The 16,195-nt window shown below is 59.6% G+C and carries 17 protein-coding genes and 1 pseudogene; 6 read left to right on the forward strand and 12 right to left on the reverse strand.

Annotated features, from left to right (window positions below):
* Window positions 1-28: 28 nt before the first annotated feature.
* Entirely contained in the window at window positions 29-1,015 is a 987-nt protein-coding gene (locus ACP7BS_RS18785) for a Gfo/Idh/MocA family protein (protein WP_426239331.1), read from the reverse strand.
* Between the two features lie 174 nt (window positions 1,016-1,189).
* On the opposite strand from ACP7BS_RS18785, the gene ACP7BS_RS18790 reads away from it, so the two are divergent.
* Together ACP7BS_RS18790 and ACP7BS_RS18795 are read left to right on the forward strand one after the other, a co-directional pair.
* Complete coding sequence (locus ACP7BS_RS18790; protein ID WP_426239332.1) at window positions 1,190-2,140, forward strand: aldo/keto reductase; 951 nt, start codon at window positions 1,190-1,192, stop codon at window positions 2,138-2,140.
* A gap of 18 nt (window positions 2,141-2,158) precedes the next feature.
* Complete coding sequence (locus ACP7BS_RS18795; protein WP_426239333.1) at window positions 2,159-2,602, forward strand: GNAT family N-acetyltransferase; 444 nt, start codon at window positions 2,159-2,161, stop codon at window positions 2,600-2,602.
* On the opposite strand, the gene ACP7BS_RS18800 is transcribed toward ACP7BS_RS18795, so the two are convergent.
* Window positions 2,599-3,216, reverse strand: a complete 618-nt coding sequence (locus ACP7BS_RS18800; RefSeq protein WP_426239334.1) for a hypothetical protein — start codon at window positions 3,214-3,216, stop codon at window positions 2,599-2,601. The genes ACP7BS_RS18795 and ACP7BS_RS18800 overlap by 4 nt on opposite strands.
* 151 nt (window positions 3,217-3,367) lie before the next feature.
* On the opposite strand from ACP7BS_RS18800, the gene ACP7BS_RS18805 reads away from it, so the two are divergent.
* Window positions 3,368-3,727: a nuclear transport factor 2 family protein gene (locus ACP7BS_RS18805; protein ID WP_426230873.1), complete on the forward strand. Its 360-nt coding sequence runs from the start codon at window positions 3,368-3,370 to the stop codon at window positions 3,725-3,727.
* A gap of 840 nt (window positions 3,728-4,567) precedes the next feature.
* Here the strand turns inward: ACP7BS_RS18805 and ACP7BS_RS18810 are convergent.
* Entirely contained in the window at window positions 4,568-5,758 is a 1,191-nt protein-coding gene (locus ACP7BS_RS18810) for a TCR/Tet family MFS transporter (RefSeq protein ID WP_426239335.1), read from the reverse strand.
* A gap of 478 nt (window positions 5,759-6,236) precedes the next feature.
* On the opposite strand from ACP7BS_RS18810, the gene ACP7BS_RS18815 reads away from it, so the two are divergent.
* On the forward strand, window positions 6,237-6,764 hold the full coding sequence (locus ACP7BS_RS18815; RefSeq protein ID WP_426239418.1) for a GNAT family N-acetyltransferase: 528 nt from the start codon (window positions 6,237-6,239) through the stop codon (window positions 6,762-6,764).
* Between the two features lie 110 nt (window positions 6,765-6,874).
* Here the strand turns inward: ACP7BS_RS18815 and pheT are convergent, their stop codons facing one another.
* The 7 genes from pheT to infC all read right to left on the reverse strand — a co-directional run bounded on the left by pheT (window position 6,875) and on the right by infC (window position 12,484).
* On the reverse strand, window positions 6,875-9,301 hold the full coding sequence (gene pheT, locus ACP7BS_RS18820) for a phenylalanine--tRNA ligase subunit beta (RefSeq protein WP_426239336.1): 2,427 nt from the start codon (window positions 9,299-9,301) through the stop codon (window positions 6,875-6,877).
* A gap of 87 nt (window positions 9,302-9,388) precedes the next feature.
* Window positions 9,389-9,664, reverse strand: a complete 276-nt coding sequence (locus tag ACP7BS_RS18825) for a DUF2442 domain-containing protein (RefSeq protein ID WP_426230878.1) — start codon at window positions 9,662-9,664, stop codon at window positions 9,389-9,391.
* Window positions 9,645-9,881 carry a DUF4160 domain-containing protein gene (locus tag ACP7BS_RS18830; protein WP_426239337.1) on the reverse strand — a complete coding sequence of 79 codons (237 nt, stop codon included), beginning with the start codon at window positions 9,879-9,881 and terminating at the stop codon, window positions 9,645-9,647. Before ACP7BS_RS18830 ends, ACP7BS_RS18825 begins: the two co-directional genes overlap by 20 nt.
* A gap of 4 nt (window positions 9,882-9,885) precedes the next feature.
* Window positions 9,886-10,971, reverse strand: coding sequence for a phenylalanine--tRNA ligase subunit alpha (gene pheS / locus ACP7BS_RS18835; protein ID WP_426230880.1), 1,086 nt, complete (start codon window positions 10,969-10,971; stop codon window positions 9,886-9,888).
* Window positions 10,972-11,079: 108 nt separating this feature from the next.
* On the reverse strand, window positions 11,080-11,484 hold the full coding sequence (rplT, locus tag ACP7BS_RS18840) for a 50S ribosomal protein L20 (RefSeq protein ID WP_113245493.1): 405 nt from the start codon (window positions 11,482-11,484) through the stop codon (window positions 11,080-11,082).
* A 36-nt stretch (window positions 11,485-11,520) separates the two neighbouring features.
* A complete protein-coding gene (gene rpmI / locus ACP7BS_RS18845; RefSeq protein ID WP_112644609.1) occupies window positions 11,521-11,724 on the reverse strand; it encodes a 50S ribosomal protein L35 in 204 nt (67 codons plus the stop codon).
* Between the two features lie 223 nt (window positions 11,725-11,947).
* A complete protein-coding gene (gene infC / locus ACP7BS_RS18850; protein WP_113245492.1) occupies window positions 11,948-12,484 on the reverse strand; it encodes a translation initiation factor IF-3 in 537 nt (178 codons plus the stop codon).
* Between the two features lie 216 nt (window positions 12,485-12,700).
* On the opposite strand from infC, the gene ACP7BS_RS18855 reads away from it, so the two are divergent.
* Both ACP7BS_RS18855 and ACP7BS_RS18860 read left to right on the forward strand, forming a co-directional pair.
* Window positions 12,701-13,504 (forward strand): alpha/beta hydrolase, encoded by an 804-nt coding sequence (locus ACP7BS_RS18855; protein WP_426239338.1) that lies wholly within the window; start codon window positions 12,701-12,703, stop codon window positions 13,502-13,504.
* Between the two features lie 224 nt (window positions 13,505-13,728).
* Window positions 13,729-14,352, forward strand: coding sequence for a transglutaminase-like cysteine peptidase (locus tag ACP7BS_RS18860; RefSeq protein WP_426239339.1), 624 nt, complete (start codon window positions 13,729-13,731; stop codon window positions 14,350-14,352).
* A gap of 311 nt (window positions 14,353-14,663) precedes the next feature.
* Here the strand turns inward: ACP7BS_RS18860 and ACP7BS_RS18865 are convergent.
* Both ACP7BS_RS18865 and mbfA read right to left on the reverse strand, forming a co-directional pair.
* Window positions 14,664-15,064, reverse strand: a pseudogene (locus ACP7BS_RS18865) (glyoxalase superfamily protein).
* A 142-nt stretch (window positions 15,065-15,206) separates the two neighbouring features.
* Window positions 15,207-16,190, reverse strand: coding sequence for an iron exporter MbfA (gene mbfA / locus ACP7BS_RS18870; protein WP_426239340.1), 984 nt, complete (start codon window positions 16,188-16,190; stop codon window positions 15,207-15,209).
* Window positions 16,191-16,195: the final 5 nt, after the last annotated feature.

Genomic DNA, 16,195 nt, shown 5'->3' on the forward strand with positions numbered 1-16,195 from the left:
GGCGGGTTTCTGTTTGGTGTGAAGCAGTTCAGACCGGTTCCCAGCCATCCTTCTCGCTGGCGCGGTAGATGGCGTCGATCAGTTTCTGGTTGTTGACCGAGCTCTCCAGCGTCACGACTTCTTCCGCTTCGCCCTTCGCAGCGCGCGAAAAGGCTTCTGCCTCCAGCTTGTACTGGCGGGCGTCCTGGAAACGGAAAAGCTGCGACTGCGAGTGGTTCTGGTTGGTCAGTTCCAGTTCTTCGGCGCCGTAACGGTCGGCGTTGAAGGGGGATTTGACCTCGATGAAACCCTTTTCGCCGTGGAACACCATGATCTGGCGGGCGGCGAGCTGGGTGGAGATGTAAAAACTCAGCTCGAAATCGCCGAAATCGGCCCGTACGCTCGAATAGATGTCGGTGCCGAATTCCGGATCGCGATCCGTACTTGCCTGAACCCGGATAGGCTCTTTGCCGGTGACAAAACGGGTCGAGATCGTCGGATAGACGCCGATATCCGGCAGCCCGCCGCCGCCGAGCTCCGGCATGTTGCGCATGTTTCCGGCGTCGCGGTTGTAATAGGTGAAGGCGCCCTGCACATGCCGCAACTTACCGATCGCACCCTCGGCCAGCAGCGAGCGGACCTTGCGCCAGACCGGGCTGTAGGTGACCATATAGGCTTCCGACACCAGAACCTTGTTGCGGTCGCGCGCCTCGATCACAGCGTCGATTTCCGATGCTTTCAAGGCGATGGGCTTTTCGCAGAGCACATGTTTTCCGGCATTTGCCGCCTTGATCGTCCATTCGACATGCTGCGAGGTCGGCAGCGGAATATAGACGGCGTCGATCAGGTCGGAAGCAAGCATTTCCTCATAGGAGCCGAAGGCATGCGGCACGGAAAAGCGATCGGCCATCTCGCGCGCCCTGGACAGGTCGCGGCTGGCAATCGCCGTCACGACGCAGTTTTCAGCGTCCTGAATGGCTGGAACAACGAGTTCGCGGCCGATCTTGGCCGTCGACAGAATACCGAAACGCAACATGATGTGTCCTCTCCAATTTTGGCGGCACAGTATCCCCGAGGTACGTGCCTATCAAGCGGCCCGCGCCGGAATAAAATTACGACCGCGCATGTAAAAGCGCTGTACCCCGCCTATGTCCATGGTGCAGACTTCACGCCTCCCAAGCGATGACCCCAAACAATCTGGAGCGACCCCATGCAAAAGCGAACCCTTGGCCGCACGGGCCTGCCGATCGCGCCGCTGGTTTTCGGCGGCAATGTCTTCGGCTGGACCGCCGATGAAAAAACCTCCTTCCAATTGCTCGACGCCTTTTTCGATGCGGGCTTCAATGCGATCGATACCGCAGATGTCTATTCGTCCTGGGTTCCCGGCAATGTGGGCGGCGAATCCGAGACGATCATCGGCAAATGGTTGAAGCAGTCGGGCCGCGCCCGGGACGAAGCCGTCATCATCACCAAGGTCGGCTCTGACCTTGGGCCGGGCAAAAAGGGCCTTTCGGCCAAGTGGATCATGCAGGCGGTCGAAGATTCGCTTCGCCGGCTCCAGACCGATCATATCGATGTCTATCTTTCCCATTGGCCGGATGATGAGACACCGTATGAGGAAACGCTGGGCACCTATGACAAGCTCCTGCAGCAGGGCAAGATCCGCCATGCCGGCGCTTCCAATCTGAATGCCGAGCAGTTGCGCGCAGCACTTGATGTTTCAGCCAATCAGAATCTGCCGCGCTATGATGTGCTGCAGCCGGAATATAATCTTTATGACCGGGCGTCCTTCGACGGGCCGCTCCGCAACCTCTGCATCGCCGAGGAGATCGGCGTCATCAGCTATTTCGGCCTGGCGCGTGGCTTCCTGTCGGGCAAGTATCGTTCGCACAAGGACCTCGAAGGCTCGGCGCGCGGCAGCGGCGTCGGCAAGTATCTCGACGGGCGCGGCATGCGCATTCTCGGAGCGCTGGACGAAGTGGCGGCCGATACCGGCAATACGCAGGCGGAAATTGCCCTGGCATGGATCATGGCGCGCAAGGGCGTAACGGCACCGATCGCCAGCGCCACCAGCCTGAAGCAGCTTGAAAGCCTGGCGAAATCGGCTTCGATCACGCTTTCCGACGAAGCCGTCCGGCTGCTCAACGAAGCCAGCGAATAGATACAGGGGAGGTGGACCATGAGTGTTGAGATTCGCGATGCGAATACAGGCGACGAGGCTGACTGGCGCAAGCTCTGGGCGGCTTATGTGACCTTCTACAAGGTCGCCGTATCGCAGGAGGTGACGGCCGCCACCTGGGGGCGGATCATCGACCCGGCGACGCCGCTGTTCATGCGGGTTGCCGTTCTGGATGGCCGGGTAGTCGGCTTCGCCATTTGCCTCCTGCATGAGGCAACCTGGGTCAAGGAGCCGGTGTGTTATCTGGAAGATCTGTTTCTTGACGAGGCGGCCCGTGGACGGGGCATCGGCAAGGCGCTGCTCGACGATCTCGTCGCCAGGGCCAAAACCAACGGCTGGGCTCGCCTGTACTGGCACACCGACGAAGGCAACGAGACGGCGCGAAAACTCTACGATCACTATACCGAAGCCGACGGCCACGTGCGCTACCGGTTGAGTTTTTAACCTTTGAGGCTTGGGAAGCCCTCGTAGAATTCGGCATGATCGCCGGAATGATTGGCCATGCCCGCCTTGGTCAGAAGCCCGGCGGGCGCGATATAGCTGCGGATGCGCCGGACCGGCCGTTCATGCCACTGGATGTTGACGGCCCAGAGCTTCGGGAAGAAGCAGAGCGAGGCATAGGGCAGGTGATCGTGGATCCACCAGGCCAGCGACTGCCAGCCGCCAATGGTGGCGCGCCGGTCCCAGACCCAGGGAATGACGATGCAGGCCGTGGCGCCCATGCAGCCGTCGGCATCGCGCATGTCCCAGATATGGTCAGCGGCCGTTGCCGCATTGGTTGAGCAGTTGAGCTTATGACGATTGCCGAAATCGTTGACCGAACGCGACCGGTAGCCGGAGCGGATATGCAGCCGCCCGAATGTCCGTTGCAGCGGCTCCAGAAGTTCCTCGCAAAGCCTGGTCCCGGCGGTGATCGCCAGTTCAGGATCGTCGGGAATATTTTGCATGCCGTAGAAGTCGGCGATTTCCGAATGCAGGAAATCGCGCAGGAAGAAATTCTCCGACAGCCGCGCCCGGCCCATATCCTCCAGTGCTTTCATCGATCCCGGCTTTTTCATCCGATGCTCCTTGGTTTTGGTAAAGACTATGCCGGAGACGCAGGGCGAGCCACCCGTTTTCCGTGCGCCAAGTCTTGGAACGATCCGCCGTCTCGCCTTCATTCGACCGCGCCTTCATGCTAGGATCATGTGGTCAGCAAGGGAGAGAAACATGTCCGACGAGCAGGCAATAGGCGCAGTCGTTCACCTCTATGTCGATGGCATGGCGTTCTGCAACGAAGCGGCGCTGCGCAAGGCTTTCCATCCGGATGCCAAGATCATCGGCCATTATCAGGGCGCCGTCGAGTGGATGTCCCGAGACGATTTCATCGCCGCCACCCTCGCCGAACCGCCGGCCCCTCCCGGAACCCAGCCTCTGATGGATATCGAGATCACCGACATCGAGGGCGACGCCGCCTTCGTCAAGGTCGCCGACGAATTCGCCGGCATGCGGTTTTCCGACTACCTGTCGCTGCTGAAAATCGACGGCCGCTGGGTGATCGTCAACAAGCTGTTTCATCTGCACCGGTAGGGGGGCTTGGCCAAAGGTTGTTGCGGTTTTACCCTCCCCTTGAGGGGGAGGGTCGGAGCAAAGCTCCGGGGCGGGGTGATCTGCGGCGTGCACAATTGATTATGGCGCTCGCCGTGGTCACCCCCACCCGCCGCGCTGCGGCGACCTCCCCCCTCAAGGGGGAGGTAGAGTTCTCTCATCTCCCCGCGGGGGGAGAAGAGGGAGTTCGCGGCAGCTTCAACGGTCTATAACCACGCCCGGAAATCCGCCGTGGGTCTGCTGGTTCGGTTGACTTGGCCGGGGCGCTGGAAAGTGCCGGGACAAAGTAAGGTATATGACGCCTTCCAGCGCCCCGTTCAGTGTTCGACGATGGGCAACTCCGGTTTCTCTGCGGGGATGACGGCGCCCTTTTGATACGGGGTGACGCTGACGTTGCCGCCGCGCCAGAAAAGATACTGCTGTCGCAATACCGCTCGCCGGTCCTCATGTGTGCCTCACAGGCACGCCCCGCCATTTTGCAGACGGGAGGGAAACCACTTTCTGACCATCCACCGGACAAAGGCTTACGTCTGTCCTCCGCCCGGCACCGGCCCTGTCTCACCGCTACGCCTAGCGGTCTCGCCGATGACAGGACGCGATGATGATGACACAGGTTCTGATAGCGGGGATTTGCGGGGATGAAAAAAAGCTCGCGGTCGGGTCGCGTGGCTCCGGCCGCTCATTCTATGAGGCTGGAAACATGAAGTATTTCAGCGGTATGAACGTCAACCACACCCGTTTTCCGGCGCGCAGTCCGTCTTGATGGACTGCCGCGTATCCCCGTCAGGATCTGCTTCCAATCTGTTGCGGAGAGCGACGGCCTTATGGTGCCATTGCCGCCCGGGGCTTCAATCGCAGGCCAAGCACCAAAAGCATGCCGATCGCGTAGACGGCGACGACCGATAGCCAGATCGCGCCGGGCCAGTGTTGCCGGAAAACGAAGTAGACGCTTGAGAAACCCAGTGGTGCCACGATCGAGGCAAGGCTGACAACCGAGGCCAGCACGCCCTGGAACTGACCCTGGCTACGCTCGTCGACCTGCCGGGTCGCGAGGGCCTGCAGCGCTGGCACCCCGATACCGCCAAGCGCAAACACCGGCATGATCGCGAAGATCATCCAGCTTTCCGTGGCGAATGCCATGACGATGAGGGCAATGCAGGTGCCGGTGACCCCGGCCAGAATAGCTGTCCGTTCGCCGAGAAGTTTTACGGCCGGACCCGGCAGGAATGCCTGGGCAAGCGTCTGGCAGATGCCGAAGGCACCGAGGGACAGGCCGATCCACAGACCGTTCCAATGAAAGGCATCGTTGCCCCACAGCGCCCAGCAGGTGCCATAGGCCTCGCCGGTGGCGCTGAAAATGAAGAAGATGAAGACGAGCGGCAGCACGCTCTTCATCGAGAAGACCCAGCGCAAGGGGCGCAACGGATTGAGTGCGCCGAGATCCAGTGTCTCGCGTGTTGGTGTGCGGGACTCCGGCAGGATGAAGTAGGCCAGAAGCAGATTGCAGCCGTTGAGCAGCGCGGCTGCGATGAACGGCAGCCGCAGCCAATGATCGCCAAGGACGCCACCGAGAACGGGGCCGATGATGAAGCCGATGCCGAACATGGCGTTGAACAGACCAAAGCGCCGGGCGCGTTGGTCCTCGGCAGAGATGTCGGTGACATAGGCCATCGCCACGGCGATGTTGGCGCTGGTGAGGCCGGCGATGGCGCGGCCGATAAGCAGCATCCAGAGATTGGATGCGAAAGCCAGAAAGAGATAGTTGATGGCCGCACCGCCAAGCGAAATCAGCAGCACGGGCCGGCGGCCGATACGATCGCTGAGAGCGCCGAGAACCGGGGCAAAGATAAACTGCATCACCGCATAAAGCGCGGTCATCGTGCCGATATAGGGCGCGACGTTCTGGGTGTGAGTGACCTCCTGTAGCAGGGAGGGCAGAATGGGGAAAATGAGACCGATGCCGACGGCATCGAGGACAATGGCGGTAAAAATGACAAGTATGGGCCTGTTCATGGCGCGATCCGATCGACGCAGACATGCGGGCGCCGAGAGGCACACGATGACGTGCGATGAGGCCTGACGAACGTCAGGCAGTGGTTTCAGGGGAACGCTGGCCGATCCCGCCGAATACGCAGGGATGGCGTGTGCTTGACCACCTGGACGACAATTCATCCACCTGTTTACTCCGCCAATGGGCGGCTCAAGGATAGCGGTCGCTTTTCGCGATAGTTTTGTTATTTACATCGGACGATTGCGCGCGGCAAGTTCGTTTTTGGCTGTGCAAATCGCCGCTTCCATGATGGTCCTGGACTATGGCAGTGATCCCATTATGCCGATGATCACGCCGTACTCGAAAAGTTTAGAAGCTATGGAAATACAGTTTTTTGCGTTGCACCCGATTGCAGGCAATCGGCACCCAATTTTCTGGAGGATATTGCCGACCCAAAGTATGCTGAGAAAGAAAATGTTGAGAGGCGGACACGTAGAGAAAATGGTCGAAACCCCACGGATTGGCACAGCTGAAATAGAGATTATTCCTATTGCCGCAGAGCATGTTGAGAGTTTCCATGATGCGCTCGACAGTGTCGCACGGGAACGGAAATATCTGACAATGCTGGAGGCATTCCCTCTTCCTGAAACACGTGACTTCGTGCTCAGCATGATCAAGCAAGGAAACCCTCACGTTGTTGCAGTTTCGGGAGGCCGCGTTTTAGGATGGTGCGACATCAACCGCCATTTTTTCCCGTCGCATTCTCACCGAGGGAGTTTAGGTATGGGGATCATCTCCGGTTATCGCGGACAAGGATTAGGCCGTCTGTTGATTGAAGACGCGCTGGATAAAGCGCGGAAAGGGGGCTTCGTTCGCGTCGAATTGTCAGTTCACGCTGACAATTTTCCTGCTATCGCATTATACCAAAAAGTTGGCTTTGTTTCCGAAGGTGTGAATAGGCGTAGCGTGCTTATTGACGGGCACTTCATCGACACTATCAGCATGGCCGTGATGCTCGACGGGCAATGACCGCCATTGGCTAGACCTGCCCGGTTCCCGCAACCATTTCGACAATATGGCGGCTCGTGGTGAGCAGAGTGTTGATAGGGGCAAAACCGCCCCTATCAACATGTGGATACTCAAGCCCGCAAAACCCCGCCGGTGTTCTTCGTCACGTTGGCGATGATCTTGCCCGTCAAAACTTCGAAATCCTCGTCGGTCAGCGTGCGCTCGGCCGGCTGGATAACGACTTCGATGGCAACCGACTTCTTGCCTTCGCCGACGGATGCGCCTTCAAAGATATCGAAGACGTTGACGCCGGTGACCAGCCTGCGGTCGGCGCTCGAGGCGGCCTTCAGGATTGCACCGGCTTCGACTGATCTATCTACCACGAAGGCGAAGTCGCGCTTGACGGCCTGGAACGGAGAAAGCTCCAGCGCCGGCTTGGTGCGGGTGGCCTTCTTCTTCGGCTCGGGCATGGCATCGACATAGACTTCGAAGCCTGCGAGTGCGCCGGAAACGTCAAGCGCTTCCAGTACCTTCGGATGGAATTCGCCAAAGGTGCCGAGGATGATCTTCGGGCCGAGCTTGATCGTGCCGGAACGGCCGGGATGGTACCAGGACGGGCCGCCGGCTTCGAACTGGACATTGCCCATCGGCACGCCGCAGGCTTCGAGAACAGCTATGGCGTCGGCCTTGGCGTCGAACACGTCGACCGGCTTGCCGCCGCCCTTGGTGGCATTCGACCAGGAGCGGCCGGCGCCGGCAAGCGATGCCGTGCCACGACGGATACCGCCGGCCACGCGGCGCTGGCCGGATGGAGTGTCGTTCTCATAGGTGCCGGAGACTTCGAAGATCGCCACGTCGCCAAAGCCCTTGTCGGCATTGCGCTGGGCGGCGGTCAAGAGACCCGGCAGCAGCGACGGCCGCATGTCGGACATGTCGGCTGCGATCGGGTTTGCCAGTGATAGGCCTGTCGCACCACCGCCGAACAGTTCGGCCTGTGCCTTGGAGATGAACGACCAGGTAACGGCTTCGAGCATGCCGCGGGCGGCGAGCGACCGCTTGGCAAGCCGGGTGCGGATCTGCAATGTCGTCAGGATCTTGCCATTGACGGCGCCGAGGCTTTCGATCGGTTCAGGCTTGATATTATCGACGCCATGGATGCGCATGACTTCTTCGACGAGGTCGGCCTTGCCATCGACATCGGGACGCCAGGAGGGGACAGAGACGGAAACGCGTTCACCGGTGCCTTCAACGCCGAAGCCGAGGCCCTTGAGGATCGAAATCGCCTCCTCCGAGCTGACCTCAAGACCCGTGAGGCGCTTCACCTCGGAAACCGGGAAATCGACGACTTTGGCCGTGTAGTCGGCATAGCCGGTCACATCGGTCTTTGCCGCCGTACCGCCGCAGATATCGAGCACCAGCTGTGTGGCGCGTTCGAGGCCTGCAACCATGTATTCCGGATCGACGCCGCGCTCGAAGCGGTAGCGGGCATCGGTGATGATCCCCAGCGCGCGGCCGCTCTTGGCGATGTTCATCGGGTCCCAGAGGGCTGATTCGATCAGCACGTCGACGGTGTTCTCGTCGCAGCCGGAATGCTCGCCGCCCATGATGCCGCCGATCGACTCGACGCACTCTTCATCAGCGATAACAACGTTAGCCGGCGAAAGAGTATATTCGCGCGTATCGAGCGCCAGAACCTTTTCGCCTTCGATGGCGCGGCGGACGGTGAGGTTGCCCTTGACCTTGGCGGCATCGAAGACGTGTAGCGGCCGGCCCTGGTCGAAGGTCATGTAATTGGTGACATCGACCAGCGCATTGATCGGGCGAAGGCCGATGGCGAGCAGGCGCTGCTGCATCCAATTCGGGCTCGGGCCGTTCTTGACGCCGCGCACGAGACGCAGGGCGAAACCCGGGCAGAGATGACTGTCTTCGCCAAGGTCGAGCGTGACCTTGGTGGTGGTGTCGCCTTCGACCTTGAAGGTCGGCGTCGGGGCTGCCTTGAGGGTGCCGAGGCCGGAGGCGGCGAGATCGCGGGCAATGCCGTAGATCGACGTGCAGTCCGGGCGGTTCGGCGTCAGGTTGATCTCGATCATCGGATCGTCGAGCCCGGCATAGGCGGCAAAGCTGGTGCCGACGGGGGCGTCTTCCGGCAGGTCGATGATGCCGTCATGGCTGTCCGACATCTGCAGCTCTTTTTCCGAGCACATCATGCCGTGGCTTTCGACGCCGCGGATGGTTCCGACGGCGAGCGTCACGTCGATACCGGGCACATAGGCGCCGGGGGCGGCGAAGGCGCCGACGAGGCCGGCCCGCGCATTCGGGGCGCCGCAGACAACCTGGATCGGGGCGCCGGTGCCGGTATCGACCATCAGCACCCGCAGCTTGTCGGCCTGCGGGTGTTTTTCGGCCGAGACGACCTTGGCGATGACGAAGGGTTTGAACGCCGCCTTGTCGTCGACGTCCTCGACCTCGAGCCCGATCGCCGTCAGGCGCGCGCAGATCTGTTCAAGGGTAGCATCCGTTTCCAGATGGTCTTTCAGCCAGGAGAGTGTGAATTTCATGATTTTTTCTCAGGTTAGACTATCTGCATGAGCGGTGTAGCGTCGTTGTGGATAGATTTGTTTTGTCAAAGCGGCATCCGCTGATCGTCAGGCGGCCTTCTCCGGCGCTTTCGCGCCCGGTGCCTTCACGCCCATAAACATGCTTTTTACCGATATGCCTTCATCTGCAGCCGTCCACCAGATGCCCTCGTACATCAACTCGATATCGTTCAGTTCGCGATCATCGAGTTTCGACAGGAAAGGATACCACCAGAGGGGCGTGGCGATGACGCGGCCGTCGGCGAGCGCGACGTGAACTTCGCCGTCAGCGCACCAAGCCCGCACCGGGCGCATTTCATCGGTTTCAAAGGCCAAAGAAGTCATTCCAAGCACCTATCCATTCATCACGATGTTCCAAGGCCACCTTGAGCAGCCTTGCAATTTCCTGATCAGTATATCCTTTGTTCCGCGCGACTTCCAAACTGTTCAGCCAGACCTTCAGGGACTTGCCGTCTTTGACGATATGGATATGCGGCGGTTCGCCGACATCCAAAGCATAGAACCTGAATTTGTAGCCATGCCAAATCAGCAAAGTCGGCATGGCATCACGCGCTCAAGCCGCCAAACAGGGTCGGCATGTCGAGCGGGCGAAAACCGTAATGGCTCATCCAGCGGACATCGGCGTCGAAGAAGTTGCGCAAATCGGGCATGCCGTATTTCAGCATGGCGATGCGGTCGAGACCCATGCCCCAGGCAAAGCCCTGGTAGACATCGGGATCGAGGCCGCCGGCGCGCAGCACGTTGGGATGGACCATGCCGCAGCCGAGGATTTCCATCCAGTCGGTGCCCTCGCCGAACTTGACGATCGGGCCGGAGGACCGGTCGCACTGGATATCGACCTCGAAGGACGGCTCGGTGAACGGGAAGAACGACGGGCGGAACCGCATCGTCACGTCGTCGACCTCGAAGAAGGTCTTGCAGAATTCTTCGAGAATCCAGCGCATGTTGGCGACGTTCGACTTGGTATCGACGACGAGGCCTTCGACCTGATGGAACATCGGCGAATGGGTGGCATCGCTGTCCTGGCGGTAGGTCTTGCCGGGGATGATGATGCGGATCGGTGGCTTCTGGGCCTCCATCGTGCGGATCTGTACCGGCGATGTATGGGTTCGCAGAACCTTGCGCTCGCCGTTTGCGTCCGGATTGAAGAAGAACGTGTCGTGCATCTCGCGGGCCGGGTGACCTTCGGGGAAGTTCAGCGCGGTGAAATTGTAATAGTCGGTCTCGATATCCGGACCTTCGGCGATCGAGAAACCCATATCGGCGAAGATCGCCGTGATCTCGTCGATGATCTGGCTGATCGGATGGATGCGGCCGCGCTCAACCGGGGAAGAGCGCACCGGCAGTGAGATATCGACAGTCTCGCGGGCCAGCCGCTCGGCAATCGCCGCGTCCTTCAGATCGGACTTGCGGGCGGTGATCGCGGCAAAAACGTCGGTCTTCAGCGCGTTGATCGCAGCACCGCGCGTCTGGCGCTCTTCCGGCGTCATGGTGCCAAGCGTCTTCAAAAGCTCGGAGATCGAGCCCTTCTTGCCAAGCGCATTGACGCGCACGGCTTCGATCGCGGCTTCGTCACCGGCAGCGGTCACTTCGGCCAGCAGATTGTCTTTCAGTGTTTCCAGATCGGACATCGTTCATTTCCCGGTTCATTGCCGTGATCAGTCAAAGAAAAACCCGCGCCAGCCGAGCCAGCGCGGGTTTCCCAATTTAAATTCCAAGAGGCTGGGAAGCGCTGGGTCTTAACGAACCGCGCTTTCAAACTCGTTCTTGGTGCCGGCTTCCTTGAGGTAATCCAGCGCCTTCTTTGCAGCGGCGATCAGGGCGCCGAATGCTGCCGGCTCATGGATAGCCATGTCGGAGAGAACCTTGCGGTCGACTTCGATGCCAGCCTTCGACAGACCGTCGATGAAACGGCCGTATGTCAGGCCATGTTCGCGAACGGCAGCGTTGATGCGCTGGATCCAGAGGGCGCGGAAGTTGCGCTTGTTGACCTTGCGGTCGCGATAGGCAAACGCCTTCGAGCGATCCACGGCAGCCTTGGCTGCGCGGATGGTATTCTTGCGGCGGCCGTAGAAGCCCTTGGCTGCCTTGAGTGTCTTCTTATGCTTGGCGTGGGATGTTACGCCGCGTTTTACACGTGCCATGATATGATCTCCTTAAAATCCAAAGTGCCAGACGTCTTAGAGACCGTTGGGCAGGTAGTTCTTGATGACCTTCTTGCCATCGGGCTCGGCCAGAACCATCGTTCCGCGGGCGGTACGAATGAACTTGTTGGACCGCTTGATCATGCCATGGCGCTTGCCTGCGGCAGCTGCCATCACCTTGCCGGTCGCGGTGATCTTGAACCGCTTCTTGGCCGAGGATTTCGTCTTCATCTTGGGCATTTTGCTACTCCATTCTTCTTGGTTTTGAGATCGACTGACGAGGTCGTCTCCAGCGTAAAGAACGGCCACGGCATGCCCTGCCGGACCGTTCGGACGGGGGCTTGTAACCGAAGCGCCCGAAAAGTGCAATGGGACTCGGGATATTTCCCGTTTGCCCACCGTCAAAATGAAAAAGCCGCCAGTCCGGCGGCTTTCATCAGGTCACGGCCTGGAAGCGAGGCGGTTACCTCGGAGCCAGAACCATCATCATCTGACGGCCTTCCAGCTTCGGCTCGGCTTCGACCTTGGCGATTGCCGTGGTGTCTTCCTTGACCTGGAGGAGCAGTTTCATACCCAGTTCCTGGTGCGCCATTTCACGGCCGCGGAATTTCAAGGTCACCTTGACCTTGTCGCCCTCTTCGAAGAAGCGGTTCATCGCGCGCATCTTGACGTCGTAGTCGTGCGTGTCGATGTTCGGACGCATCTTGATCTCCTTGATCTCGATGATCTTCTGCTTCTTGCGCGCCTCGGCGGCTTTCTTCTGCGTTGAGTATTTCAGTTTGCCCAGATCAAGGATCTTGCACACCGGCGGTTCCGCGTTCGGCGAGATCTCGACGAGGTCGAGGCCCAGTTCTTCCGCCATGCGGAGCGCCTGTTCGGTGGGAATGCTGCCGTGGTTTACACCTTCGGCGTCGATGAGCTGAACCCGGAGGGACCGGATTTCCTTGTTAGAGCGGGGCCCGTCTTTGACAGGGGCGTCCGTTTTGAACGGTCTGCGAATGGTCGTACTCTCCTCGAGCTGTTACGAATGCAATGTCGGTTGATAGCGCTTTGTCCCGGCAAACTGCCGTCCAACTGCCGCTTGGTCTTCATGTGTAAATTGCTGCGGAAAAGTCAATAACACAGCTCTTCACGAAAATCACCACCTGTCAGGCATTCGGAGAATCTGTTTTAGAAAGAAAATCAGCGCGAACCGCTTAAAAACAAGGAAAACAGCATGTCATCGCCAATGTCGAACGCCGATCCCGACACACTCGAAGTCGGCACCGGCAGCGAATCGCGCCAAATCGCCCTGCGCATCCTGCCGGCCAAGAGCGGCAATACCCTGCCCACGCTGGTCTGGCTGGGCGGCTACCGGTCGGACATGACCGGCACCAAGGCCGTCGAGCTGGAGCGGCATGCGGCTGATCTGGGTTGCGCCTGCGTCCGGTTTGATTATTCCGGCCATGGGGCCTCTGGCGGTGCCTTTACCGATGGGACGATTTCCCGGTGGCTGGAGGAAAGTCTTACGGTCATCGATCATGTTGGCCCCGAGCGCATGGTGCTGGTCGGCTCGTCGATGGGGTGCTGGGTGGCGCTCAGGCTGATTGCCGAGCTGCGGGCGCGTGGCGAAGGCGCAAAAATTGCCGGTCTCGTCCTGATTGCCCCCGCGCCGGACTTCACCAGCGACCTGATCGAGCCCAATCTTTCGGATGCCGAACGGACCTCGCTTGCCGAGCGCGGTTATTTCGAGGAGCCGACGCCCTATGGCCCGGAACCGAATATCTTCACGGCACGATTGATCGAGGACGGGCGGAAAAACCGCGTTCTGACCGGTATCATCGAGACCGGCTGCCCGGTGCATATCCTGCAGGGCATGCAGGATCCCGACGTTCCCTATGGTCATGCCCTGAAGCTGATGGAGCATCTGCCGTCGGACGATGTGGTGATGACACTCATCCGCGATGGCGATCACCGCCTGTCGCGACCGGAGGATATCGAGCGGATTCTGACCGCCGTGGATGCCATGTTGGCCGTCTGAAAGCCGTAAACCCCCTACGACCAAAGGCCTTGCCGGGCATTTTAACCATATCCGGCGATCCCCGATTCAGCTGATTGACTTCGTTTCGGCCGCGCTGTTAACTCTTTGTTAACGATTAGAGCGGCGCGCGGCGGGTTTACCGCGAAAGCTGACCACGGATTTCAGGCTTTCGCGGGGATTCTTTCTGAAGTGTTTAGAAAGAAGCCGCGCCACAGGGGACACGCATGGCGCAGTTGATGGGCATCAGGAAAGTGGTCGTGGCACTTGCAGCTGTTTTCGCTTCGGCAGGCATTGCCATCCCGGCGCCGTCGGCAACCGCGCTGTCGATGCAGACCGGTGCCATCACCTCGCAGCCGATCGGCCATTACGAGTTCTGCCAGACCCACCGCCCGGAATGCGAGATCAAGACCAAATCGACGGTTGCACCCCGTGTCACCGATTTCGGTTGGTCGGTCATCCGCGAGGTCAATTTCGCCGTCAACACCGAAATCACCCCGATCACCGACATGGACCTTTACGGCAAGGACGAGGTCTGGGCCTATCCCGACACTGGCGCCGGCGATTGCGAGGATTTCGTTCTCCTGAAGCGCAAGCGCCTGATGGAGAAGGGCTTCTCTCCGTCGGATTTGCTGATCACCGTCGTGCGCAAACCGGACGGCGAAGGCCATGCCGTGCTGACCGTGCGCACGGCGCAGGGCGACTTCATCCTCGACAACCTCGAAAATGAAATCAAAATCTGGAGCAAGACGCCCTATCGCTTCCTCAAGCGCCAGGCATCGTTCAACACGGGCCGCTGGGTGACGATCGAAAACGGCGCGGAAGTGCTGGTCGGTTCGGTCGGAAACTGATTGCCGCCAAAGCATGGATTGAAGAAGGGCGCTTTCCTCTAGGCTGCTGACAAACTCTGAAAGCGGTTGTCTAACGAGAGCGGCACCCCATTTTCCGTCTTCCTCGCCCTCGTGGCGGGGATCCAGCGACACGACGTCTGTCGTGTCAAAAGACTCTTTCAGCCCAAAGACTTGGGCTGGCTGGATTCCTGTGACAGGCACAGGAATGACGGAGAGTTTGGCTGCCGCCTGATTTCTTCAGTGACCTTTCATAGAATGAAAAAATCACTTTAATCGGAAAGGAACGGCGCGACCGGATCAGGTCGCCTTCTCTATTTTTGATCAGTGGGGTTTGCTGGCAGCACCTGACCGACATCGATCCGGTTGCCGTCCGGATCTTCAAAGACAAAGGCCCGAAGACCATAGTCCTTGTTCTGGAGGCCTTTGACGATGCGCAGTCCATGGCTCCGGCAGATCGCATGCAGTGCATCGACATCCCCCACCATCATGTGCGCCACGTTGAAGTCTGCGGCCCTGTGACCCGGCTGCAGGGTCAGATGCAGTTCGGCCTGATCCCGTGCAAGGATCATGAAGCCGACCGGATTGCCGTTTTGGAAGGTTTCCGGAAACCGAGGACGTTGACGTAGAAGTCATGGGCTTTGCCCATGTCCTTGACTGGGAGCATGGCGGCAATTCGCCCGAAGCGAATGCCGTGATCGGCGATGTCATCCATCGCTTCACCTCAGATTTGGGAGAATTCCAGGAAGCCAGGCGGGCGGTGCCGCATGAGACCGGTACTCCTTTTTTCGATCGATGAGACAGTGCTCACGCCCTTTAGTCTGTAACAGGAAAACCCTGAGCGGCAAAGCGTCCGCTCAAGCATTACCGATCAACACACCCGCAGCCAGCACCAGCCCACCACCGAGAACCACCTGGAAGGCCGCGCGCAGGAACGGGGTTTCCATATATTTGTTCTGAATGAAGGCGATCGCCCAGAGTTCGAAGAAGACGATGATGCCGGCGGTGATCGTGGCAGTCCAGAAGTGCGGGATGAGATAGGGCAAAGCGTGGCCGAGGCCGCCGAGCGTCGTCATGATACCGCAGGCAAGACCGCGCTTGAGTGGCGAACCGCGGCCCGAAAGTTTGCCGTCGTCATGCGCTGCTTCGGTAAAGCCCATGGATATGCCGGCGCCAACCGAGGCGGACAGGCCGACCAGAAAGGTCTGCCAGGTGTCCTGGGTGGCAAACGCTGCGGCGAAGATTGGTGCGAGCGTCGAGACCGAGCCGTCCATCAGTCCGGCAAGACCAGGCTGCACGTATGTCAGCAGGAATTGGCGGTGTGCCGCCTCATCTTCTTTCTTGCGCGCGCCTTCCGGTACATGCTTGTCGGTCAGCATGCGGGCAATGTCCTCGTGACCCTGTTCGGCCAAGGCCAGATCGCCCAGCAATTGCCGGGTTGCCGCATCGGAGGTGTTCTTTGCCGCCTCGACATAGAAATTATACGCCTGCGTTTCCATCGTCTCGGCTTCGCGGCGCATGGCGTCGAGCGACTGGTTGTGGCGCAGCCAGTCCGGCTTGCGGGTGAGGAAGCCTTTGACATGTTCGCGGCGAATCAGCGGGATGCGCTCGCCGAATCGGCGTCGGTGCATGTCGATCAGCATGGTCTTGTGGGCGTTTTCCACTTCGCCCATGTCCTCGAAGACCTTGGCGGAATCCGGGTATTTGTCCTTCAGCGCGTCGGCATAGGCAAAGTAGATGCGGCTGTCGTCCTCTTCGGACGAGATGGCAAGCGCCAGAACCTCCTGTTCGGAAAGCGAGGACAGCGGACGCTTGGAGAGCGAAAGCAAGCGGGAAAACATGATGC

Origin of the sequence: Pararhizobium sp. DWP1-1-3, assembly GCF_049896125.1 — a bacterium.
Classification (GTDB): Bacteria; Pseudomonadota; Alphaproteobacteria; order Rhizobiales; family Rhizobiaceae; genus Pararhizobium.

Coding starts and splice junctions, on each gene's coding strand:
- ACP7BS_RS18800 (WP_426239334.1), bottom strand. CDS start 3,216: ATGAAAAAGCCGGGATCGATGAAAGCACTGGAGGATATGGGCCGGGCG.
- ACP7BS_RS18830 (WP_426239337.1), bottom strand. CDS start 9,881: ATGCCGACTTTGCTGATTTGGCATGGCTACAAATTCAGGTTCTATGCT.
- ACP7BS_RS18855 (WP_426239338.1), top strand. CDS start 12,701: ATGTCATCGCCAATGTCGAACGCCGATCCCGACACACTCGAAGTCGGC.
- ACP7BS_RS18860 (WP_426239339.1), top strand. CDS start 13,729: ATGGCGCAGTTGATGGGCATCAGGAAAGTGGTCGTGGCACTTGCAGCT.
- ACP7BS_RS18785 (WP_426239331.1), bottom strand. CDS start 1,015: ATGTTGCGTTTCGGTATTCTGTCGACGGCCAAGATCGGCCGCGAACTC.
- ACP7BS_RS18805 (WP_426230873.1), top strand. CDS start 3,368: ATGTCCGACGAGCAGGCAATAGGCGCAGTCGTTCACCTCTATGTCGAT.
- ACP7BS_RS18815 (WP_426239418.1), top strand. CDS start 6,237: ATGGTCGAAACCCCACGGATTGGCACAGCTGAAATAGAGATTATTCCT.
- pheS (WP_426230880.1), bottom strand. CDS start 10,971: ATGTCCGATCTGGAAACACTGAAAGACAATCTGCTGGCCGAAGTGACC.
- rplT (WP_113245493.1), bottom strand. CDS start 11,484: ATGGCACGTGTAAAACGCGGCGTAACATCCCACGCCAAGCATAAGAAG.
- ACP7BS_RS18810 (WP_426239335.1), bottom strand. CDS start 5,758: ATGAACAGGCCCATACTTGTCATTTTTACCGCCATTGTCCTCGATGCC.
- ACP7BS_RS18825 (WP_426230878.1), bottom strand. CDS start 9,664: ATGACTTCTTTGGCCTTTGAAACCGATGAAATGCGCCCGGTGCGGGCT.
- mbfA (WP_426239340.1), bottom strand. CDS start 16,190: ATGTTTTCCCGCTTGCTTTCGCTCTCCAAGCGTCCGCTGTCCTCGCTT.
- pheT (WP_426239336.1), bottom strand. CDS start 9,301: ATGAAATTCACACTCTCCTGGCTGAAAGACCATCTGGAAACGGATGCT.
- rpmI (WP_112644609.1), bottom strand. CDS start 11,724: ATGCCCAAGATGAAGACGAAATCCTCGGCCAAGAAGCGGTTCAAGATC.
- ACP7BS_RS18790 (WP_426239332.1), top strand. CDS start 1,190: ATGCAAAAGCGAACCCTTGGCCGCACGGGCCTGCCGATCGCGCCGCTG.
- ACP7BS_RS18795 (WP_426239333.1), top strand. CDS start 2,159: ATGAGTGTTGAGATTCGCGATGCGAATACAGGCGACGAGGCTGACTGG.